This window comes from Priestia sp. HNGD-A6 (assembly GCF_045784335.1).
Lineage (GTDB): Bacteria > Bacillota > Bacilli > Bacillales > Bacillaceae_H > Priestia > Priestia zanthoxyli.
This window is the reverse complement of record NZ_CP138621.1, coordinates 3,559,928-3,580,837: the sequence shown is the minus strand read 5'-3', so window position 1 is coordinate 3,580,837 and position 20,910 is coordinate 3,559,928. Positions and strand designations below refer to the sequence as shown.

Annotated in this window: 23 protein-coding genes; 3 read left to right on the top strand and 20 right to left on the bottom strand. The window is 38.6% G+C overall.

All coding sequences use genetic code 11. The features are described from left to right. Window positions 1–154: 154 nt before the first annotated feature. Complete coding sequence (locus SCI76_RS18310) at window positions 155–406, top strand: DUF2627 domain-containing protein (RefSeq protein WP_028411584.1); 252 nt, start codon at window positions 155–157, stop codon at window positions 404–406. A gap of 12 nt (window positions 407–418) precedes the next feature. On the opposite strand, the gene SCI76_RS18305 is transcribed toward SCI76_RS18310, so the two are convergent. Then, window positions 419–1,147, bottom strand: a complete 729-nt coding sequence (locus SCI76_RS18305; RefSeq protein ID WP_063248528.1) for a glycerophosphodiester phosphodiesterase — start codon at window positions 1,145–1,147, stop codon at window positions 419–421. A 124-nt stretch (window positions 1,148–1,271) separates the two neighbouring features. Between SCI76_RS18305 and SCI76_RS18300 the strand changes: the two genes are divergently transcribed. Together SCI76_RS18300 and SCI76_RS18295 are read left to right on the top strand one after the other, a co-directional pair. Then, a complete protein-coding gene (locus SCI76_RS18300; RefSeq protein WP_013059130.1) occupies window positions 1,272–1,424 on the top strand; it encodes a YycC family protein in 153 nt (50 codons plus the stop codon). A gap of 313 nt (window positions 1,425–1,737) precedes the next feature. Further along, on the top strand, window positions 1,738–3,069 hold the full coding sequence (locus tag SCI76_RS18295) for a peptide MFS transporter (protein WP_033579713.1): 1,332 nt from the start codon (window positions 1,738–1,740) through the stop codon (window positions 3,067–3,069). 370 nt (window positions 3,070–3,439) lie between these two features. Here the strand turns inward: SCI76_RS18295 and spo0A are convergent, their stop codons facing one another. The 19 genes from spo0A to spoIIIAC all read right to left on the bottom strand — a co-directional run bounded on the left by spo0A (window position 3,440) and on the right by spoIIIAC (window position 20,909). Beyond that, entirely contained in the window at window positions 3,440–4,228 is a 789-nt protein-coding gene (gene spo0A, locus SCI76_RS18290; protein WP_013084985.1) for a sporulation transcription factor Spo0A, read from the bottom strand. Window positions 4,229–4,455: 227 nt separating this feature from the next. Beyond that, a complete protein-coding gene (gene spoIVB, locus SCI76_RS18285) occupies window positions 4,456–5,736 on the bottom strand; it encodes a SpoIVB peptidase (RefSeq protein ID WP_028411587.1) in 1,281 nt (426 codons plus the stop codon). A gap of 182 nt (window positions 5,737–5,918) precedes the next feature. Beyond that, complete coding sequence (recN, locus tag SCI76_RS18280; protein ID WP_014458250.1) at window positions 5,919–7,646, bottom strand: DNA repair protein RecN; 1,728 nt, start codon at window positions 7,644–7,646, stop codon at window positions 5,919–5,921. Window positions 7,647–7,662: 16 nt separating this feature from the next. Then, window positions 7,663–8,112 (bottom strand): transcriptional regulator AhrC/ArgR, encoded by a 450-nt coding sequence (gene ahrC / locus SCI76_RS18275; protein WP_013059136.1) that lies wholly within the window; start codon window positions 8,110–8,112, stop codon window positions 7,663–7,665. 161 nt (window positions 8,113–8,273) lie between these two features. Beyond that, on the bottom strand, window positions 8,274–9,101 hold the full coding sequence (locus SCI76_RS18270) for a TlyA family RNA methyltransferase (protein WP_028411589.1): 828 nt from the start codon (window positions 9,099–9,101) through the stop codon (window positions 8,274–8,276). Next, window positions 9,098–10,999 carry a 1-deoxy-D-xylulose-5-phosphate synthase gene (dxs, locus tag SCI76_RS18265; RefSeq protein WP_049166193.1) on the bottom strand — a complete coding sequence of 634 codons (1,902 nt, stop codon included), beginning with the start codon at window positions 10,997–10,999 and terminating at the stop codon, window positions 9,098–9,100. The genes SCI76_RS18270 and dxs overlap by 4 nt, the downstream gene beginning before the upstream one ends. A gap of 320 nt (window positions 11,000–11,319) precedes the next feature. Continuing rightward, complete coding sequence (locus SCI76_RS18260) at window positions 11,320–12,216, bottom strand: polyprenyl synthetase family protein (RefSeq protein ID WP_033579711.1); 897 nt, start codon at window positions 12,214–12,216, stop codon at window positions 11,320–11,322. Next, the gene (locus tag SCI76_RS18255) at window positions 12,216–12,449 is read right to left on the bottom strand and encodes an exodeoxyribonuclease VII small subunit (protein WP_013059140.1); all 234 of its coding nucleotides are present in this window, start codon (window positions 12,447–12,449) and stop codon (window positions 12,216–12,218) included. The genes SCI76_RS18260 and SCI76_RS18255 overlap by 1 nt, the downstream gene beginning before the upstream one ends. 3 nt (window positions 12,450–12,452) lie before the next feature. Beyond that, window positions 12,453–13,793, bottom strand: a complete 1,341-nt coding sequence (gene xseA, locus SCI76_RS18250; RefSeq protein WP_034271010.1) for an exodeoxyribonuclease VII large subunit — start codon at window positions 13,791–13,793, stop codon at window positions 12,453–12,455. Between the two features lie 84 nt (window positions 13,794–13,877). Next, window positions 13,878–14,270 (bottom strand): transcription antitermination factor NusB, encoded by a 393-nt coding sequence (gene nusB / locus SCI76_RS18245; protein ID WP_013059142.1) that lies wholly within the window; start codon window positions 14,268–14,270, stop codon window positions 13,878–13,880. Window positions 14,271–14,491: 221 nt separating this feature from the next. Continuing rightward, complete coding sequence (locus SCI76_RS18240; protein WP_013059143.1) at window positions 14,492–14,893, bottom strand: Asp23/Gls24 family envelope stress response protein; 402 nt, start codon at window positions 14,891–14,893, stop codon at window positions 14,492–14,494. A gap of 29 nt (window positions 14,894–14,922) precedes the next feature. Further along, entirely contained in the window at window positions 14,923–16,275 is a 1,353-nt protein-coding gene (gene accC / locus SCI76_RS18235) for an acetyl-CoA carboxylase biotin carboxylase subunit (RefSeq protein WP_028411593.1), read from the bottom strand. 12 nt (window positions 16,276–16,287) lie between these two features. After that, entirely contained in the window at window positions 16,288–16,794 is a 507-nt protein-coding gene (accB, locus tag SCI76_RS18230) for an acetyl-CoA carboxylase biotin carboxyl carrier protein (protein ID WP_407544058.1), read from the bottom strand. A 352-nt stretch (window positions 16,795–17,146) separates the two neighbouring features. Next, a complete protein-coding gene (locus SCI76_RS18225; RefSeq protein ID WP_230683451.1) occupies window positions 17,147–17,797 on the bottom strand; it encodes a SpoIIIAH-like family protein in 651 nt (216 codons plus the stop codon). Between the two features lie 7 nt (window positions 17,798–17,804). Beyond that, window positions 17,805–18,467: a stage III sporulation protein AG gene (gene spoIIIAG / locus SCI76_RS18220; RefSeq protein ID WP_048019768.1), complete on the bottom strand. Its 663-nt coding sequence runs from the start codon at window positions 18,465–18,467 to the stop codon at window positions 17,805–17,807. Next, window positions 18,464–19,093: a stage III sporulation protein AF gene (spoIIIAF, locus tag SCI76_RS18215; protein WP_224980536.1), complete on the bottom strand. Its 630-nt coding sequence runs from the start codon at window positions 19,091–19,093 to the stop codon at window positions 18,464–18,466. Before spoIIIAF ends, spoIIIAG begins: the two co-directional genes overlap by 4 nt. Further along, entirely contained in the window at window positions 19,090–20,274 is a 1,185-nt protein-coding gene (spoIIIAE, locus tag SCI76_RS18210; RefSeq protein WP_013059149.1) for a stage III sporulation protein AE, read from the bottom strand. Before spoIIIAE ends, spoIIIAF begins: the two co-directional genes overlap by 4 nt. Before the next feature lie 24 nt (window positions 20,275–20,298). Further along, window positions 20,299–20,682, bottom strand: coding sequence for a stage III sporulation protein AD (gene spoIIIAD, locus SCI76_RS18205; RefSeq protein WP_013059150.1), 384 nt, complete (start codon window positions 20,680–20,682; stop codon window positions 20,299–20,301). A gap of 20 nt (window positions 20,683–20,702) precedes the next feature. Continuing rightward, window positions 20,703–20,909 (bottom strand): stage III sporulation protein AC, encoded by a 207-nt coding sequence (gene spoIIIAC, locus SCI76_RS18200; protein WP_013059151.1) that lies wholly within the window; start codon window positions 20,907–20,909, stop codon window positions 20,703–20,705. Window position 20,910 lies beyond the last annotated feature (1 nt).

The following is a 20,910-nucleotide window of genomic DNA, read 5'->3' as shown; positions in this document are numbered from 1 at the left end:
AATATGTACATGTTCCGTGCAAAATATTGCATATACCTATCATATAAAAAAAGAAACGCTCTTGACAATTTATTTAGTTCTTTTATGATTCAAGTATAACGGTTTTATAATGTAAACGCATTCATTTTAAAAAAGAGAAGCGAAAGGAGAAGCTATGGTTCGAATTATTGCCCTGCTAATCTTACTTATTCCTGGTATACTCGCTGGATATGGCATTAAACTGATGAGAGATATGATTTTTGGCATCCTGCAATCCCCGTTCCCTTCTTTATTTTTGCAATTTTCAGTCGGCCTTCTGTTATTTGTAATCGGCCTTGGATTTGTTGCTGGCTTTATTCTGCACAGAGACCGCAAGCGAAACAAAGTTCAAAACAGATTTCAAAAAGATAAAAAAACATCGCATTAATGCGATGTTTTTTTACGAAAAGCGTCCCCCAAATTGCTTCACCATTTTTTCAGGATAATCAGTAATAATGGATTCACATCCATATTTCCGAAGCTGCTCAGCTACTTTTACATCATTTACTGTGTAAGGTCGCACTGGAATTTGACAATCTTTTGAAGCGGCTACATTTACTTCATTCACGGTACGCTGATTAGGGTGAAGAGCTTTTGCGCCAAGATGCTGCGCATATACCCAAGGCTCATACATCGGATAAGAATATAAAATAGCTGTTTCAATCGTAGAATCCAAAGAACCAATTCGGGCTAAGCTGTTATGATTAAAAGATGAAATCATCGTTCGATCCTTCATCTTGTATAAATAAATTAAATCTAAAACTTTCATTTCTAAGTATGGATAGTCAATTATATTGTTTTTCAACTCGATATTTACACTAATTCCTTCACTTGAAGCCCACTCCATTACTTCATTTAACATGGGAATTTTACATACCCCGTACTTTTTTTTGAACTTATAGCTCGCATCTAATTTTTGTAAATCTTGATACGTAAAATCTTTTACATACCCTTTTCCATTCGTCGTTCGATCTACTTTTTCATCATGAATTACAGCAAGTTCTCCATCCTTTGTCATATGCACATCAAGTTCAATTCCGTGTGCTCCGACTCTCGCTGCTTCTTTGAAGGAAATCATCGTATTTTCAGGAAACGTTCCAGCTGCGCCGCGATGACCTATTACAAACATACTTGCTCAACTCCTCTATTATCACTTATTATTAACTTTAGCATTACTTAATAGTGAAAGCACGAATTTACTGTTTATACTTCTTCACTTTCATTACTTTATATGCAAAAGGAGGTCGTTGTGTATGAGACCACTGCAAATTTCTCCGGATACAGCCGTAAAATTAGCAGAACAATTAAATATCCCCCTCGAGCAATTGATGCATATGCCTCAGCATATTTTGCTGCAGAAGCTTGCTGAATTAAATGCGAGCGAAGATAAAAAAGGATCTGAATAACAGATCCTTTTTTCTTTCGAATTTTCGTTTCCAAAAATAGTATTACTTTCTTACTTCATTTTCCATAACATATATTAGAATATTTAATAATATAAATGTATTTTTAAAAATGCTTTTAAATAAGTAATTTAATACTTTTTTGTGTATATTTAATTATTTTTTGATTTTTCCATATAATTTCATTGACGAAATTATTGTTTTTCTACTAAAATAAAAATACATTATATTTATTCCAGTACTTATATTCTGATTTTTTGATCAATTCAAATAAAAGAATTAAATAGTATGAGAGAAATTTTAGGGGGACTTCATTATGCAAGCAGCTGTACAACACGAAAATCAGCAGCCAAATGAGTCTAGGAAAAAACACCCTCCTGGACTGTACTTATTATTCGCGACTGAGGCATGGGAAAGGTTTAGTTATTATGGAATGAGAGCCATTCTGGTTCTTTATTTAACTGCTACCGCTGCTCAAGGTGGACTCGGGGTAGATAAAGCAACTGCACTGAGCTTATATGGAACATTCACTAGTGCTGTTTACATTACGCCGATGATTGGCGGATATTTAACAGACCGCTTCCTCGGAAGAAGGCTAGCCATCACAATCGGTGGTGTGATTATGGCACTCGGGAATTTTTCCATCTTCATTCATCAAAGCGTAGCCGCTTTGTATATCGGACTTGCTTTATTAATTATCGGAAACGGATTTTTCAAACCAAATATCTCCACATTGGTCGGAGATCTTTATGCAGAAAATGATCCTCGCCGTGACGGTGCTTTTACCATTTTTTATATGGGTATTAACTTTGGTGCATTTTTCGCCCCATTAGTTGTTGGATTAATGAGTTATAAATACGGATTTTTAACAGCAGCTATCGGAATGGTTGTTGGACAAATTTTATTTAACCTACTGGCTAATCGCTATTTAGGTGATATTGGGAAAGAGCCTACAGGAAAAGTTCATGCAGCAGCATCTCAAACATCAACTGCTCCGCTGACAGCACGAGAAAAGAAAAGAACGGTTGCTATCGTTATTCTAGCTTTCGTTGTTATTGCTTTCTGGACAGCTTTTGAACAGGCTGGAAGTTCTTTAACGCTATATGCTCAAGATCAAATTGATCGTCAAATCGGTAGTTTTACGGTTCCAACAGAGTGGTTCCAATCATTGAATCCACTGTTTATCATGATTTTAGCACCAATTATGTCACTTGTTTGGTACAAGCTAGGAAATTCAAAACGCGGTGATTTTAAAACACCAACAAAAATGGGTATGGGACTTGTAACAGTCGGATTAGGATTCTTAATTTTAATTCCAGCCGTTATGTATACTGGTAATGACCCAGCTTTAAAAGTAAATATCCTATTTATGATTTTCACTTACTTCCTGCACACGCTAGCTGAGCTTATGATTTCGCCAGTAGGGTTGTCTATGGTAAGTAGACTGGCTCCATTAAAGCTTGCTTCTCTTTTAATGGGCGTATGGATGGCAAGCTCTGCTGTTGCTAATAAGCTAGCGGGTGTTCTTGCATCTTATACACAGTCGTTAGGTTATTTCGACATCTTCAGCTTAATCGGAGCTGTAACAATTGTACTTGGAATTATTGTTTTGTTCCTTTCAAAACCGATTGCTAAATTAATGGATTAAAAAAAGCAGCCTTTTCTGAAGGCTGCTTTTTTTATCATTTACTTATCCATATATGTAGATGAATTTTTTAACACATCTTCTAAATCTTCTTTCAAACACAAAGCCCTCATAACAATTAAATAAATTATTTCAATAAAATACACTACTATGGATCACAAGATGTACATTCCCTTAACCTCCCTATTTCCAACTCTTAAAACAAAATGAAAGGACCCATGAATGATTAAAATTCATCGGCCCTCCAGTAAAAAGTTTATTGGTTTTCAGTTTAATATCTAGTGTAAATTCCAAAAGTTTATCGGCATGTACTCTGTATTACAAAAGGTATCAGCTCACTCAAAACCCCGTAATTCCAGCAGTCCTATCCCTTTCAACTCGCTTTATGTTCAAGGCGTAATTTATCCGCAACCATGGCGATAAATTCACTATTTGTCGGCTTTGCTTTTGACATGCTGACAGTATATCCGAATAATGAAGAAATGGAATCAATGTTTCCTCGGCTCCACGCTACTTCAATAGCATGACGAATGGCGCGCTCAACGCGGCTTGCTGTTGTATTGTATTTTTTTGCAATGTCAGGATACAGCACTTTTGTAATCGACCCAAGCAGCTCAATATCCTTATATACCATTGAAATGGCTTCTCTCAAATATAAATAACCTTTAATATGAGCAGGTACACCAATTTCGTGAATGATGCTCGTAATGCTTGCATCTAAATTTGCTGGTTTGCTGTCGCGATGCGAACGCATGGAAGAAGATGAACGTTGCATAAATGAAGATGTTTGTCCGCTAACTTGACGAATATGATTCACTAAGTTTTCCATATCAAACGGCTTTAGAATAAAATAAGCAGCTCCTAAATCAACCGCTTTTTTCGTTACGTCTTCTTGCCCAAATGCTGTTAGCATGATGACATTTGGATAATTTTCTTTTTTCATTTCTTTTAACTGACCTAAAACTGCTAATCCATCTAGATGCGGCATAATAATGTCTAATACAAGAACATCCGGATCTTTATCTTTTAAAATGGATAAACACTCTTGTCCATTGTAAGCTACTCCGATTACTTCCATGTCTTCTTGCTCTGAAATATAATCTTCAAGCAAACCAATTAGTTCCCGATTATCATCAACCAAGCATACTTTAATTTTTTTCAATGCAGCTTCCTCCTCAGTCCTTTATGTTATACGTCGTTTCCTACGTGTCTCTATTCTTTATTCTAAAGGACAAATTCGACAATGCAACATTATTTCCTTTATTTTTTTAGAAAAAAGTCTTTTAAATGGAATTTATTCGATTTTCTCTTATTTTCTTTGTTTTTCGACGTTTTTCTCGTACATTTACGACAATAATTTTTATCAAAAAAAGCGAACTAATGACAACATTAGCTCGCTTTTTTTCGATTATTTTTATAAATATCGATTCCTGCTTCGTTAAGCATCCATTCAATATGGACACCGTAACCGGAGGTAGGATCATTTACAAAAACATGGGTAACCGCTCCAACGACTTTACCGTTTTGAATAATCGGACTCCCGCTCATTCCTTGAACAATTCCACCTGTTTTCTTTAACAATTTAGGATCTGTAATTTTAATAACCATTCCTTTAGTAGCCGGAAACTTTTGAGGTATAGTACTCATAATTTCAATATCAAATTCTTCCACTTGATCATCATCTACTACCGTTAGAATTTTAGCCGGTCCTTCTTTTACTTGATGAGATAGAGCAATTGGCATTGCTTTATCCATTATTCCGTTTTCCATCGTTGAAGACAATTTTCCAAAAATACCGAAAGGACTATTTCGTGTAATATTTCCAATGATTTGTCTATCTTCAGAAAACCTCGCTAGCTTTTCGCCGGGAACGCCATTCGAACCTTTCTCAATTGATGTAACGGTCGAACGGACAATTTGTCCATCTTCTACTACGATTGGCTTTTTTGTATCCATATCCGAAATAACATGGCCTAAAGCGCCGTACTTTTTAGATTTTGGATCATAAAAAGTCATTGTGCCAATTCCTGCAGCTGAATCACGGATGTATAAACCGATTCTGTACGCATAATCTTGCTTATCTTTTAACGGATACAGCTTCGTGTCAAACTGCTTTTTTTCTCTTAAAATATGCAGATTTAATGGTTCACCCGTTTTCCCTGCCTGCTGAATAAACGGTGTAATATCACTCATTTTTTCAATGGTTTTACCATTAATCTTCGTAATCATATCTCCAACTTGAATACCCGCAATTTCGCCAGGAGATTTTTTACCTTTTGCTGTATCTACCTGATGATAGCCTACAACAAGAACACCTTTTGAATTTAATTTCACACCGATTGATTGTCCACCAGGAATGACTTTAAAATCAGATAATACCTGCACGTCTACACGCTTTACAGGAATACCGGCTAAATGAAGCATCAACTCTTCTTTGCCTACCTGTTTGCCTGCTACGGTCAGCTTCGCCTTGTTACTTGTTACATCGTAAACAGGTGATGAAGCTTCTACGCTAAGCGGTAATGTCGTATTAATTTTTTCTTTTTGCTGTTCAAATAAGACGATTTGTTTTGGAATGTGTATATATTGTTGCACAACTGGAATAAATCCTACAAAAATGAACGAAACAAGGAGAATCGCACCAATTATATGTCTGTATCGATTTTGCATGTTTTCACTCTCCTCGCTTCCTCGCCTAAATGGCTACACATTTAATTTAGCCTTCTTAGAGCGCATTTATAACAGAAGTTCAGAGAAAAATGAAAAGAAGTGCAAGGAAACATTTTCAGTTCCTCCATTTTGTATAAAAAAACACCTTTAACACATACTGTTACGTGTTAAAAGGTGTTTTGTTAAATGGTCTGCTTCATCTTATCCGCTAAATCTAAAAGCTCTTTGGCATGCTCCTTCGTTAAGCTTGTAATTTCAGCTCCTGCAATCATTCGACCAATTTCTTTTACTTTTTCATCAAGAGTTAATGGAAGAACAGATGTCGTTGTACGATCACCTTTTATCTCTTTAGCAATAAAGAGATGAGTATCTGCCATAGCTGCTACCTGCGGCAAATGAGATATGCAAAGAACCTGCGAATCAACGGAAATGGCATGTATTTTTTCACCGATCGATTGAGCTACTCTTCCACTTACGCCTGTATCAACTTCATCAAAGATAATGGACGTCACGCCTTGATGCTTAGAGAAGATGCTTTTTAACGCCAGCATGATCCTTGACAGTTCTCCGCCTGATGCTACTTTCGCAAGAGGCTTTAACGGTTCACCAGGGTTGGTAGAAATATAAAACGCTACGTTGTCAATGCCGTCTTTAGTGAATTTTATTCTTTCGCCATTTACTTCAACGTCATTTTTACCTGCATTTACGACAGAGAATTTAATTTGAAATACGGTTTTAGCCATATAGAGTTCTTGAAGCTCATGATGGATGCTGTCCGTTAACTCCTGAGCAAGTTTTTTTCGAATAGCTGAAACGTTGTTAGCTTCTACTAATAAATCCTGTGCTACGCTGTTTAACTGTTCTTTGATCTTGCTCACGTGCGTATCTCGATTTTCAATACGATCAATTTCATCTTCAATTTGCGCTGCATATTCTAGAATTTCATCTACACTTTGACCGTATTTACGCTTTAAATGATTAATTTCATTTAAACGCGCTTCAATAAAGTCTAAGCGTTTCGGATCAAATTCTAATAAATCCAGCTGCTGACGAATTTTATAAGATGCGTCTTCTAACTGATAGAAGCTCGATGAAATAATCTCCGAAATTTCGGCATAGTTTTTTTCCAGTGACGAAATATCCTCCGTATGATTCATTGCTACGCCTACCCAATCCAGACCTTGATGTTCACCGTGCAGCGCATTGTACGCATCGTTTAGCGACGTATAGATCTTTTCAAAGTTGGAAATCTTCAAACGCTCTTCATTTAGTTCCTCGTCTTCATTGAGCTGCAAATTTGCGGCTTTGATTTCATCTAATTGAAATTGAATAAGATCGAGGCGATGTGCCATCTGCTGCTCATTTTCAGTTAATTGATCCAACTGCTTTTTTAGCGACGTATACCTCGAAAATACCTCTCGATACTCCGTCAAAGCCTCTTCTACTTTTTCTCCTCCATATTGATCAAGAAGAGTTAAGTGACGATCTTGATTCATTAAATCTTGGTGCTCGTGCTGTCCATGTATATCAATTAACGTCTGTCCGACTTCACGTAGGATAGCTAACGTTACGAGCTTCCCATTGATACGGCAAATACTTTTCCCATTTGTAGTGATATCTCGGCGAAGCACAATCATTCCATCTTCCACTTCCAAACCGACTTGTTTGGCTTTTTCGTGACTCGGATGCTGTTCTTCATCAAATAAGAAAAGCCCTTCAATTTCGGCTCTGTCTGTTCCATGGCGGACAAACTCCGAAGAGCCTCTTCCACCTACTAACAATGAAATGGCATCAATAATAATCGACTTTCCCGCTCCTGTTTCGCCTGTTAATACCGTTAAGCCTTTTTCAAATGAAACAGAAAGTTCATCAATAATCGCAAAGTTTTTAATGGATAATTCAGCTAACAACCTGCTTCACTCACCTTTATAACATTTCTAAGAATCGGTCTGATATAATTTGCGTATCTTCAGGAGTACGGCAAATAATCAAACATGTATCGTCTCCACAAATTGTTCCTAATATTTCATCCCAGTCCAAATGATCAATTAATGCGCCAATCGCATTTGCGTTTCCCGGCAATGTTTTCATCACCAGCATATGCCCGGCTGAATCAATTTTTACAAATGCGTCCATAAGGGAGCGCTTTAACTTTTGTAAGGGATTAAAACGCTGATCTGCAGGCAAGCTGTATTTGTATCGTCCGTCCATCAAAGGCACTTTGACTAAGTGCAGTTCTTTAATATCACGAGAGATTGTTGCCTGTGTTACATTAAAACCTTGGTTTTTTAAAATATCTACCAATTCATCCTGTGTTTCAATATCATTATTCGTGATAATGTCACGAATTTTAATATGTCTTTGCCCTTTATTCATGTTGGCACCTCACATTAATATGTAATCTTCTTTTTGTTTTGTTGTTTATAAGTCTTTCACTAATTAAGTATCATAATGTGTTCAACTTGATTATGCACCTTTTGTATAAAGAGTCATAATCAAATCGCCAATGCTAAGTTTTTGCTTAACATTGGCCATTATTACTTTTTCTCTTTTAACGTCTTATGTGCTTCTTCGACCACTTCACGCACAGTAAGCGGAGCTTGATTTTCACCAAGTTCACGCTCGCCTTTCCAGCTCAGGTGAAGAAGAAATTCGATATTTCCATCTCCTCCTGTTATCGGTGAATACGACATGTTATATACATCGTATCCTTGACGAAGGGAGAAATCCACCATTCCTTGAAGGACTTCTTCATGCACTTTTGAGTCACGCACGATTCCTTTTTTCCCAACTTGCTCTCTTCCAGCCTCAAACTGTGGCTTAACAAGTGCAACAACATCGCTGTATGGAACAAGAAGTGTTTTTAACACAGGGAGAATGAGTCTTAAGGAAATAAACGATACATCAATAGAAGCGAATTCAGGCAAGCCTCTTGATAAATCAGCTGGTGTCACATAACGGAAATTTGTTCGTTCCATTACTTCTACTCGCTCATCTTGACGAAGCTTCCAAGCTAGCTGATTATAGCCTACGTCTAGCGCATAGGACATCTTCGCTCCATTTTGAAGCGCACAATCGGTAAAGCCTCCAGTAGAAGAACCAATATCAATCATGATTTTATCCGCTACATGGACATTAAATTCTTTAATCGCTTTTTCAAGCTTAAAGCCGCCTCTGCTGACGTAAGGCATCACTGCACCTTTAATTGTCAGCGGCGTATCGCGTTCAATTTTCTCTCCCGGCTTATCCAAACGGACTTCATTCGCATAAACAAGTCCTGCCATCACTGTACGCTTTGCTTTTTCTCTTGTTTCAATCAAACCTCGTTCTACTAACAATACATCTACTCGTTCTTTTTTTGTCACTTAACTTCAAGCCTCTTTTGTGTTGGTGTTACGAGTTTTTTAACTCGATTTATAATCTCTTCTTTGGTTAAGCCAATTTCTTCTAAAAGTTTTGTTACGCTGCCGTGCTCGATAAAGCGATCTGGAATACCCATACGTTCAACGCGAGTATTATAATAGCCGTGCTCTGATGCAAACTCTAACACCGCACTTCCAAAACCGCCTTGAAGTACCGCTTCTTCCACCGTAATCACAGGCTTATTCGTTTGGAAAATCTCGTGAAGCATTTTTTCATCCAGCGGTTTAATAAAACGAGCATTGACCACTTTGACGCTGATTCCTTGCTTCTCAAGTTCTGATGCTGCATCCATCGCCATTGAAATCGTTGTACCAAACGTTAAAATGGTTGTATCCGAACCTTCTTTTAATACGTCCCATGTACCAATCGGAATGTTTTTCAGTTCTGAATCTAGTTCAACACCTAATCCGTTTCCTCTCGCATAGCGCATCGCAATCGGACCTTCTTCATAAGTCAAAGCAGTGTGAACCATGTGCTGACCTTCATTCTCGTCTTTTGGCATCATAATAACAAGGTTAGGCAAATGACGTAAAAACGCAATGTCAAATACACCTTGATGCGTTTCACCATCAGCACCTACTAGTCCAGCTCGATCAATCCCAATAAATACATTTAGCTTCTGACGGCAAATATCATGAACCACTTGATCGTATGCACGCTGTAAAAACGTCGAATAAATAGCTAAAAAGGGCTTCATATTTTGAGTTGCAAGACCAGCGGCCATTGTTGTTGCATGCTGCTCTGCAATCCCAACATCAAACATGCGATGCGGAAACTCTTTTTGAAACGCTTCAAGTTTTGAACCTACAGGCATTGCTGGCGTTACTGCTACGATACGCTCATCTTCTCTAGCCATTTTCAATACCGTATCACTTACTAATTTACTCCAAGCAATCGGAACATTTTTGTCTTTAATAAAGTCACCGGACTCAATTTTGTAAGGGCCTGTACCATGCCACGCTCCGCTTTTATCGCTTTCCGCTGGCAAGTACCCTTTCCCTTTTTTCGTAATCACATGAATCAGTACCGGTCCTTTTGTTTTCTTTGCATATTGTAACGTTTCCAATAAATCGTCATAGCTATGGCCGTCAACCGGTCCTAAATACGTAAAGCCAAGATCTTCAAAGAACATGCCTGACACAACCATGTACTTTAGGCCATCTTTTACACGTTCTGCCGTTGCCGCGAGCTTACCGCCTACCGCAGGCACTTTTTTCAGTAGAACTTCAAGCTCATCTTTTACCCAGTTGTATTTGCCCGCCGTGCGCAAACGCCCCAGAATGCTGTGTACAGCCCCGACGTTAGGAGCGATAGACATTTCATTGTCATTTAAAATAACGGTCATATCCGTTTGCTCGTGCCCGATGTGGTTAAGCGCTTCAAGAGCCATACCACCTGTTAAAGCTCCGTCACCAATGATAGGAACAATGTGAGCTTTTGTTTTTTGCAAATCTCTTGCAGCAGCCATTCCCATTGCGGCTGAAAGAGATGTAGAACTATGTCCCGTTTCCCATACATCATGCTCACTTTCATCTCGCTTTGGAAAACCGCATAATCCTTTATATTGACGTATTGTATCAAACTCTCCCGCTCGTCCTGTTAAAATTTTATGGACATACGACTGATGCCCGACGTCCCATAAAAATTTATCTTTTGGACTGTCGAACACTTTATGGAGTGCAAGCGTTAACTCAACAACCCCTAAATTTGGCCCTATATGACCACCAGTTGCAGAAAGCTTTGTAATTAAAAAACGACGAATCTCTTCACTTAGTTCTTCTAATTGTGTTACTGACATTTTCTTTAAAAACTCAGGATTTTTTATCGTTGTAAGATCCAAGGTGGATCACTCACTTTCGTACTTGTTATAAAGTTACCTTAATACATTGTCTATTGTTTTATACGTATAGTCAATTTTTAGTATTTCCTTATTACTTACAATACCTTTGATATTCTATCAGTAAACCAGTGATATTCAAAGGAAAATAGTGAAAAAATAGCCGCTAACACAAATGTGATAACGGCCACCAAGATATTGTATATGTCTTTCAAACCTATGCACTACGCTTTTATACAGTAGTAAAATCATTATAGCATAGCCCCTATTGGGACTCAATCTTATTTTACTGTATCACTCAAAAAACCTGACAGAAATCGTCATTAACTATCACGTTTTGCTATATATAAACAAATTTCTTCTAGTAATCCGTGCTTAATTTGAGCTTGACGTAACGAGAGAAGTGCTTGTTCAACATGATACTGTAACTTTTCTTTGGCCGCTTCCATACCTAATAAAGAAGGATATGTTGTTTTTTCATTTTCTGTATCACTGCCAATTGGCTTTCCTAACTTTTCTTCAGACCCTTCCACATCCAAGATATCATCTTGAATTTGAAACGCTAACCCTACATGCTTACTGAATTCTTCTAATAATTCTTGCTGTAGAGGCGTAGCTTTTGCAAGAATTGCTCCTGCTTTTACACAGAATCCTAGCAGCTTCCCCGTTTTATGAAGATGAATATATTCAAGCTCATCTAGCGTGAGCTGCTTTTTTTCACCTTCCATATCTGCAACCTGTCCGCTGATCATACCTTCTGTTCCGCTTGCTTTTACCAGTTCTGTAATGAGCTGAAGTTTCATATGTGATGTAATTTCAGGATGTACCGCTTCAGAAATGAGCTGAAAGCTATTTGTTAAAAGAGCATCTCCAGCTAATATAGCTGTTGCTTCGCCGTACACCTTGTGATTTGTCGGTTTACCTCTTCTTAAGTCGTCATCATCCATACTAGGTAAATCATCATGAATGAGCGAATATGTATGAATCATTTCCACTGCACAGGCTGTTTCTAATCCCATGCTCTCGTCTTTTCCAAATGCATGTAGCGTTGCAAACAACAGCACTGGGCGAAGTCGCTTTCCTCCTGCCGTAAGCGAGTAAAGCATGGATTCCTTTAAGTTAACCGGAGCATGTAATGCCTTTACCACTTCAGGCAAGCGTGTTTCTACTCGATCTTTTGTAAAAGAAATATACTCTTTTAAATTCATTTCATTCACCATCACTCTTCCTCCTGTACCGAGAATGGCTCAAGCGTTCCGTCTTCACGTAAAATAGTTTCCATTTGCTTTTCAATATGCTGAAGACGATCGTGACAGAATTTTGAAAGAGTCATTCCTTCTTGGAATTGTTGAATTGCTTCTTCTAAAGGCACGTCGCCTTCTTCTAGCTTGTTTACGATGGTTTCTAACTGCTCCATCGCCTCTTCAAACGTATACTCTTTATTTGTCGCCATTTTTCATCGCTCCTCTATTTTCGAAACTTCACACTGCAACTGTCCATCGGTCAAACGAACGTTTACCACATCACCTTTGGATACTTGTTTGGTTGATTTAATTAACTCTTTTTCTTTATCGTATACTAAGCTGTAGCCTCTTTCCATTGTTTTTAATGGACTAAGCGTATGTAATTTTGACGTTGCCGTGGCAAATAAAAGCTGTTTTTGCTTTAGCAGCTGCTGCATCTCTTTTGTCAGCATTTTCGTCAGCTGCTGTTGACGGTCTGCCGCTTTCGTTAACTGATGCTCGGGGTGATTGCGCAACAAAGCGGCTGTTAGCTGCTCGTAGTTCGTCCGTTTATGCTCAATGTACCTTCTACCTTCACGATAAAAACGCTCCATCAGCTGATCTAACTGCTGCTCTTTTTGCTCGACCAACTTTTGAGGGTAACGAAAAGCATACGATTTCTGAGACCGTTCAAGCCTGCGGCTACTAGACTGAAGCATCTCTTTCATCGAACGAAGAAGACGGATATTTCGCTGAGTCAATCTTTCTGTAATTTCACTGATATGAGGTACAGCCAACTCCGCAGCACCCGTTGGAGTAGGGGCTCGCAAATCTGCTACAAAATCTGCAATTGTAAAATCGGTTTCATGTCCAACCGCTGAAATAACGGGAATAGTAGAAGTGAAAATTGCACGAGCTACGCTTTCTTCGTTAAACGCCCAAAGCTCTTCAATTGACCCGCCGCCGCGGCCAACAATTAATACGTCTGCTTCTTTACGACGGTTTGCTTCTTCAATTGCCTTGATGATAGACGGTGCCGCATTCACTCCTTGAACAAGAGCGGGCATAACAATAATGTTCGCGTTATATCTGCGCTTTAATGTCGTAATAATATCCCGTACGGCGGCTCCAGTAGGAGATGTAATCACACCTATTGTTGTTGGATACTTCGGAAGTTTTCGTTTTCTAGCATGATCAAACAAGCCTTCTTTTTCCAGCTTTTTTTTCAGCTGTTCGTAGGCCAAGTATAAGTTTCCAACGCCGTCAGGCTGCATTTCTTTTACGTACATTTGATAATTTCCGCTTGGTTCATAAACCGAAATTTCAGCTCGAATCAGTACATTCATTCCTTCTTCAGGCTGAAAATTAAGCTGACGGTTATGCCCAGCAAACATAACGGCTGCGATACGAGCATTTTGATCTTTTAAGGTGAAATACATATGTCCTCGACTATGACGTTTAAAGTTAGAAATTTCTCCTTTAATCCATACATCTTGCATGTGAGGGTCTACGTCAAACTTGCGCTTGATGTATCGTGTAAGAGCCGTAACGGTTAGATAACGCACTTCACTCATCATTTTGCCTCCTTTGCAGTCACCCTCTCCCCTTTATATAAAGGAGAGAAGCATGTTAGTCACTTGATTTGGCAAGATGAACATTTATTTAGATAAAGTTGTTAACACTTTAGACAATACGCCATTGATAAACTTGCTTGATTGATCATCGCCAAATGTTTTTGCTAATTCAATCGCTTCATTTAACGTAACGCTCGTAGGAATTTCTTCTTCATACTTCATTTCGTATACGGCAATACGCAGGATTACGCGGTCTACAGTAGCTACGCGGTCTAACGTCCATTTTTCTAAATGATTGCGTAAAAGTTCATCAATTTCTTGCTGATGCTCAACTACACCTAGCACAAGACTTTCTAAAAATTGATCAGACTTTTCGTTTTGTACAACATTTCCGATTGCCTCCATTGGCTCGGTTTGCCCTAAATCATGCTGAAATAGTGCTTGTAATGCTTTTTGGCGTGCTGTATGTCTTTTCATTATTTTTGCTCCTTTATTTATCTTCTTCAACTAGTATACCTAGATAATAGCATAGTTTATGAAACGATACTTGATTGTTCTTATACGAAGTTTGTAGAACACGAAAAAGACCGTCTTTATGACGAGACAGTCTTTTTCACTTTACCATAGCTTGTGTTGAAAAGGAACAAGTAATCATACGTTATTCCATTTTAGCAACAGCCGTTAGGTAAACGTTTGTTTTATTCAACTTCTTCAATATCAGTTTTTTGCGTATCAAACTGAATCCCTACGATATGAATGTTTACTTCATCGAGATCAATAGCTGTCATATTTTTAAGGGCTTGACGAATGTTATCTTGTACTTGCTGCGCTACGTTTGGAATAGACACACCAAACTTCATCATACAAAACACGTCTACTTTTATCCCGTTTTCTGTTAAGTCCACTTTTACACCTTTACCGTGGTTTTTCTTTCCTAGTTTCTCCACAACGCCAGCTGCAAAATTTCCTCTCATTGCAGAAACGCCTTCTACTTCAGAAGCAGCAATACCCGCAATGACTTCAATAACCTCAGGAGCAATTTCTACTTTGCCAAGAGAATTTGGGTGTTCTTCCATTTCTAATACATGATTTTCATTCATGTACAGCACCTCCTATAGTTTATATTATACTAAGAATTCATTACGTCATATAGCTCAAGAAACTTCGTGTTGAATTCACCGCTAACAAATTTTTCATGATTTAATAGCTTTTGGTGAAAAGGAATAGTGGTCGCAACGCCATCGATAACAAATTCATCTAACGCGCGCTTCATTCGTTCAATAGCTTCCTCACGAGTTGGCGCATGAACAATCAATTTAGCCACCATTGAATCATAGTAAGGTGGGATTGCATAGCCCGGGTATGCAGCAGAGTCTACGCGCACTCCGTAGCCACCTGGCGGCAAGTACATTTGAATCGTACCTGGTGATGGCATAAAGTTTTTCTCTGGGTTTTCTGCATTGATTCGGCACTCAATTGCCCATCCGTTAAACGTCACTTCTTCTTGCGTAAACGGTAAAGTTTCACCATTTGCCACGTTGATTTGTTCTTTAATTAAGTCAACTCCTGTCACCATCTCTGTAACAGGATGTTCTACTTGGATACGCGTATTCATTTCCATGAAGTAAAATTTGTTTTCACGATAATCATAAATGAATTCCACGGTTCCGGCTCCTGTGTAATTAACGGCTTGAGCGGCTTTAACAGCAGCGTCGCCCATTAATTCACGCGTTTTTTCGTCCAACGCTGGAGAAGGCGTTTCTTCAATTAATTTTTGAAGACGGCGTTGAATCGAGCAATCACGCTCTCCTAAATGTACAGTATTTCCATGAGAATCAGCCAACACTTGGATCTCAACGTGACGGAAATCCTCAATGAACTTTTCAATGTACACACCAGGGTTACCGAAAGCTGTAGCAGCTTCTTGCTGCGTAATTGTAATACCTTTAATAAGCTCTTGTTCATTTTTCGCAACGCGGATTCCTTTTCCTCCGCCTCCTGCCGTTGCTTTAATAATAACAGGATAGCCAATATCATTAGCGATTGACATACCGTCTTCCACTGACTCTACAATTCCAGTGGAACCAGGAACAATTGGGACACCGGCTTCACGCATCGTTTCCCTCGCTACGTCTTTTGTTCCCATTTTGTTAATGGCTTCCGGACTTGGTCCTACAAATGTAACGTTACACTCTCTGCATAGCTCTGCAAAATCAGCGTTTTCAGCTAAAAAGCCGTATCCAGGGTGAATGGCGTCACAGCCCGTTAGCATCGCAACGCTCATAATATTTGTAAAGTTTAAATAGCTGTCTTTAGATGACGTTGGTCCAATACAATACGCTTCGTCTGCTAATTGTACATGCAAAGAGTCGCGATCAGCTTGAGAATGAACAGCTACTGATTCTACACCTAACTCTTTACACGCTCGAATAATTCGAACCGCAATTTCTCCTCGATTCGCAATTAATAGCTTTTTAATCATATTTACCGCTCCTTATTCAGGCTTTACTAAGAAAAGAGGTTGACCGTATTCTACAAGTTGTCCATTTTCAACTAATACGTCAACGATTTCACCTTTAACTTCTGCTTCGATTTCATTAAATAATTTCATTGCTTCTACGATACATACAACCGAATCTTTTTGTACTTTATCTCCAGGCGTTACGTATACATCTGATTCTGGCGACGATGACGCATAGAATGTCCCTACCATCGGAGATGTAATTTTATGTAAGCTTTCATCAACCGCTGGGGCCGCTTGTTCTTCTTTTGGCTGAGCAGACTGTGCTGCTGTGGCTAGCGCTGGAGCCGCTGCTGCCTGCGGTGCAGGTGCTGCTGCTTGTTCAGGTGCCGAAACCACTACTTGCTGCGCTTGTTTGGAAACAATTGCGTCTTTTTTCTTCATCTTGATTTTGGAGCCTTCGTGCTCATAGGTGAACTCCTCGATTGATGATTGATCAACTAGTTTAATGATCTCACGGATCTCTTGAATTTTTAACATATTGAACACTCCTACCTCATGAAAATAGAATTCTCTACAATGTTAATAATACGATAAATGGCTACAGCCATTCAATTCGTTTGGCAAACATTAAAAAGAAGTTCCACTTACTCTATAATAACTTTTTAGCGTTATTGTTTTATAAATGGAAACATAGCTTTACAGATGACAATACTTATGAAAACATTTGTCACCTAGTACTAATATAAGATTATGAAACCTATTATAACCGAAGTAAAAAAAGAAAGCCATGTTAAAATTTTTCCCGTCTCGCTTAGATTTTAGTCATTTCATAAAAAAAGAAGTGTAAACAACCCCAATTTGCGGCTGTTTTACACTTCTTTTATTCCCTTTATTTAGTTGGCTGAAACTCTACCGCTACTTCTTTTGGACCCATTTCTTTTTTGACTAGCTGAATGATTTGATTGGCTTTTGTTTTTGAGTGTTTTTCTGTCTTAACGGTAATTTGCACTTGTTTTCCATCTGCTCTTACTAGCGCGTCGCTGTATCCTTTTGCTTTAATTAATGTTTCGAGCGTTGCTTCTTTTTCCCCGAGCTTTGATAATTCATCGATTTTATCCATCGCTTTGCTTACTTCTGCAGGCGTTACATTTTTTGATGCCGCTACTTCCTGATACTCTTCTTTCAGCTGACTTCTTTCATCATTTAATTCCAAGCGGAGCGCCGTAAATAGCTCGTCGCTATCTGTGCTTGATACAACCGCTGATTCTTTTGCATTTTTAGCCGTTTCCTTTTTTACATCTTCTGCTGAGCCTTCAGTTTTTGAACCTTCTTTTGTTCCTGATTTCTCATCTGCCTGTTGTTTTGTATCTTCTGCAGGAGCCTTGTCATCAGCCTGTTTTTCGCTTTGTTTTTCATTGTCTACTAGCGCAACATTACTCTGAGGATTTTCTGGCGTTGTCATATAGTACACCGATAACACAACAACTAAACTTAACATTGTTAATAACCAAACCGTTTGCTTTTTTAATAACATATTCATTTCCCCCTCATCCTTTTTTCGCTAATACTGCTACTCTATGACTTGGTATATCGAGCGCTCTTGTCACGGCTTCAATAATAGATTTCTTTACCTCGATATTATCAGCTCCTTTAGCGACAACTAACACACCTCTGACTTTTGGCTTTTCAGTTTTGACTACAACAGGCTTTTCTTGTTCTCCACTTCTTACAATGACCAGCTGTTCATCTGTTGAGGAATCTTCAACTTTACGAGTCCCTCCTTCACGGTCCGTCTCGTTGGTCGTTTGCGATTTTGTCACGCTGTTTTTTTCATATATTTTGGATTCTGTTGCATCTAGGTTCACAATTACTTTTACCTTACTTACGCCTCTAACTTGATCTAAAATATCTTTCAATTCTTCCTCATACCGCTCTTCATAACCTGTCATCGTTGTTGTCTTTTTGGAGCTAAAAGCGGGAATATCTTGTGATACGGGTGGTGCGCTGGTTTCTTTGCTTGCACTCTTTAATAATCCGCCTGAATTCATAGATGTTGTGAGTGAGTTGCTAAATACCATAAAGATAACGCCTGCAGCTAGTAAAATACCTATATACATTAACTTTGAAGGTTTCTTCGTAGTTGATGACTGTTTAAATGAAAAGAACCGCTGAAAAAATGATGGGTCACCTTTTTCTGGCTTTTGACTCATTTCGTGTCTCCCTCCTCCATATTCACAACAACTTGGCCTTGTTTTACATCCCATTTTGCTGCTAAATAGTTGGATAATTTCTTGGATTCTGTTGGTTTGTTTGTTTCGATCGGTGTGGAGGTATCAATAGAAATAACTTTCACAGCTGAAACAACCTCGGAATCACCCGATGCTTTTTTACTTACGGCAACTGAAATGGATTTAATATTATCAGCGGTAGGTTCGTCGTTCGGCTTTTTTGTTTCAATGTGAATTCGATCAATTGCTACACCATACTGATCCATCAACTCCTCTTTTACATCTGCCTCCATTTGGACAGCCATTTGTTCTAAAATATATGCACGTTGTGAAGCTTGTATTTCTTTTTTCTGATTTTCTATTGAATTTTCTACCTGTTGATCGGATCGAATAGATGATAAGCTAAGTGATTTCAGCATTTGATTAACATCCACTTTAAAAATTTGAAAAACGGGTGTAATAATAATCAGCATCAAAAGAAGTCCAACCACCAGCTTCGTATACTTTTGAAAACTAGAATTGGGCAACAGTAAATTAATAATGGTAGCTAATAAGATAAAAAGAACGATATTCGTAATCCACGTCGTTAAGGCCTGCAATTTCTTCACCTCACCATCATTGTGACGTTGCTCGCTGTAATGATGACCGTTAAACATAAGAAAAACATAAGCGAGACAACAGCAAGCGCCGCAAAAATATAGATGACGCTTTTGCTGATAATGCTCAAGCAGGAAATAACCGGTCCTCCTCCAATGGGTTGAAGAAGAGCTGCTGCTAGCTTATAGATAAAAGCGAGCGTTAACACTTTAATAGCCGGAAATGCGACGATTAACAGTAAGACTGCTACTCCAGCAATCCCTACTGAATTCTTTAATAGAAGCGAGGCACTGATGACTGTATCAGCCGCATCTGTGAACACACGTCCTACAACAGGTATAAAGTTCCCTGTGACGAACTTTGCCGTTCGAATCGTAATACCGTCAGCAACAGCTGATGTGGCACCTTGGACGGATAGCACACCTAAAAAAACAGTTAGGAATATTCCAAGCACGCCAATGCTTATATTTCTCAACAGCTGAGCAAGCTGTGTAACCTTATGCTCATCTGAAATCGTACTCACAATGCTAAGCAGTGCTGAAAGAAAAAGCAGCGGCATCACTACGTATTGAATAAGCAAACCGCTGGTGTTCATTAAAAACAAAATCATCGGATGAAAAAAGGCTGCCGATACAACTCCTCCTGATGATGCCATTAAGGCAAGCAGCAGCGGCACCAGAGCTAAAATGAATTTGGTCATGGTCTCGATCGCTCCTGTTGCATAAGAAATAGCAATTTGAAAACTATTAAGAGCAATGATGATCAAAACCATATATACAAGCGCATACGCTACTTTACTTACGGTTTGCTGATTAAACGCACTTTGGAGCGTTTGCAAAAACACGCTAAAAACCGTTAGCATAATGAGTGTACCGAGGAGCTTTCCATTCGCTAATACTTCGTGAAATAAAAACTTTACAAGACCTCCTAGCCATTCTTTAAGAGAGAACTCTTTTTCTCCTTTTAAAAAATCGACTAAACTTCCCTTCTGACTCTCGGGTAAAAAGCCGCCGTATTGGGTAATAATATCGTCCCAAAACTGTTTGACTTCATCGATACCGAGCTTATCAATTTGTTCATTGACAAGTTCTTGCTGCTTCGGGGGTTCGGAAGCTTGTACATTTTCTGGAAAGAAAAAAAAGAGGAACAAAAGAAGAGCGAGTATATTCACTTTAAACGTCCACCGCTTCATTTCGTCACCTCATATTAAGTAAAATTAATTGGGCAGCATTGAAATAATCGTTTCAATAATGACCGTCAAAATAGGAATTGCCATGGAGAGAATCAGCACTTTTCCACCTAATTCAATTTTAGAAGCAATGGCACCTTGTCCTGCATCTTTCGTAATTTGAGCACCAAATTCGGCGATATAGGCAATACCAATGATTTTCAAAATGGTTTCCACATAAATCATGTTAACGTGGGCATTGATCGACAGCCGCTCGACCATCTTAATAATCTCGTAGATTTGATCAATTAAAAAAAGAAAGATCACGGATCCCACGAATACGACAAGTAAAAAAGCAATAGGTGATTTATGTTCTTTTAAAATGAGTGCCAAAAATGTCGCTACTAATCCTAAGCCCACAATTTGAAGCATTTCAATGGCAAATCACCCCTCTACCCTTGAAATAAAAAAACCGATTTGATTTTTTGAAATAAGTCCTCCACAATCGAAGCAACCATAAATAAAATATAAATAAAACCGATGAGGGTAACCCAATTCGCGTAATCTTTTTTTCCCATCTGTTCGAGTACGGTGACTAAAAAAGCTACGACGATACCAATCCCAGCGATCTGAAAAATGGTGTTCATATCAATTCCCACA

What these genes read in the sequence shown, in the direction of transcription:
- SCI76_RS18310 (WP_028411584.1), top strand. Translation starts at nt 155, where the DNA reads ATGGTTCGAATTATTGCCCTGCTAATCTTACTTATTCCTGGTATACTC.
- SCI76_RS18305 (WP_063248528.1), bottom strand. Translation starts at nt 1,147, where the DNA reads ATGTTTGTAATAGGTCATCGCGGCGCAGCTGGAACGTTTCCTGAAAAT.
- SCI76_RS18300 (WP_013059130.1), top strand. Translation starts at nt 1,272, where the DNA reads ATGAGACCACTGCAAATTTCTCCGGATACAGCCGTAAAATTAGCAGAA.
- SCI76_RS18295 (WP_033579713.1), top strand. Translation starts at nt 1,738, where the DNA reads ATGCAAGCAGCTGTACAACACGAAAATCAGCAGCCAAATGAGTCTAGG.
- spoIVB (WP_028411587.1), bottom strand. Translation starts at nt 5,736, where the DNA reads ATGCAAAATCGATACAGACATATAATTGGTGCGATTCTCCTTGTTTCG.
- ahrC (WP_013059136.1), bottom strand. Translation starts at nt 8,112, where the DNA reads ATGAATAAAGGGCAAAGACATATTAAAATTCGTGACATTATCACGAAT.
- SCI76_RS18260 (WP_033579711.1), bottom strand. Translation starts at nt 12,216, where the DNA reads ATGGTGAATGAAATGAATTTAAAAGAGTATATTTCTTTTACAAAAGAT.
- SCI76_RS18255 (WP_013059140.1), bottom strand. Translation starts at nt 12,449, where the DNA reads ATGGCGACAAATAAAGAGTATACGTTTGAAGAGGCGATGGAGCAGTTA.
- xseA (WP_034271010.1), bottom strand. Translation starts at nt 13,793, where the DNA reads ATGAGTGAAGTGCGTTATCTAACCGTTACGGCTCTTACACGATACATC.
- nusB (WP_013059142.1), bottom strand. Translation starts at nt 14,270, where the DNA reads ATGAAAAGACATACAGCACGCCAAAAAGCATTACAAGCACTATTTCAG.
- SCI76_RS18240 (WP_013059143.1), bottom strand. Translation starts at nt 14,893, where the DNA reads ATGAATGAAAATCATGTATTAGAAATGGAAGAACACCCAAATTCTCTT.
- accC (WP_028411593.1), bottom strand. Translation starts at nt 16,275, where the DNA reads ATGATTAAAAAGCTATTAATTGCGAATCGAGGAGAAATTGCGGTTCGA.
- accB (WP_407544058.1), bottom strand. Translation starts at nt 16,794, where the DNA reads ATGTTAAAAATTCAAGAGATCCGTGAGATCATTAAACTAGTTGATCAA.
- SCI76_RS18225 (WP_230683451.1), bottom strand. Translation starts at nt 17,797, where the DNA reads ATGAATATGTTATTAAAAAAGCAAACGGTTTGGTTATTAACAATGTTA.
- spoIIIAG (WP_048019768.1), bottom strand. Translation starts at nt 18,467, where the DNA reads ATGAGTCAAAAGCCAGAAAAAGGTGACCCATCATTTTTTCAGCGGTTC.
- spoIIIAE (WP_013059149.1), bottom strand. Translation starts at nt 20,274, where the DNA reads ATGAAGCGGTGGACGTTTAAAGTGAATATACTCGCTCTTCTTTTGTTC.
- spoIIIAD (WP_013059150.1), bottom strand. Translation starts at nt 20,682, where the DNA reads ATGCTTCAAATTGTGGGCTTAGGATTAGTAGCGACATTTTTGGCACTC.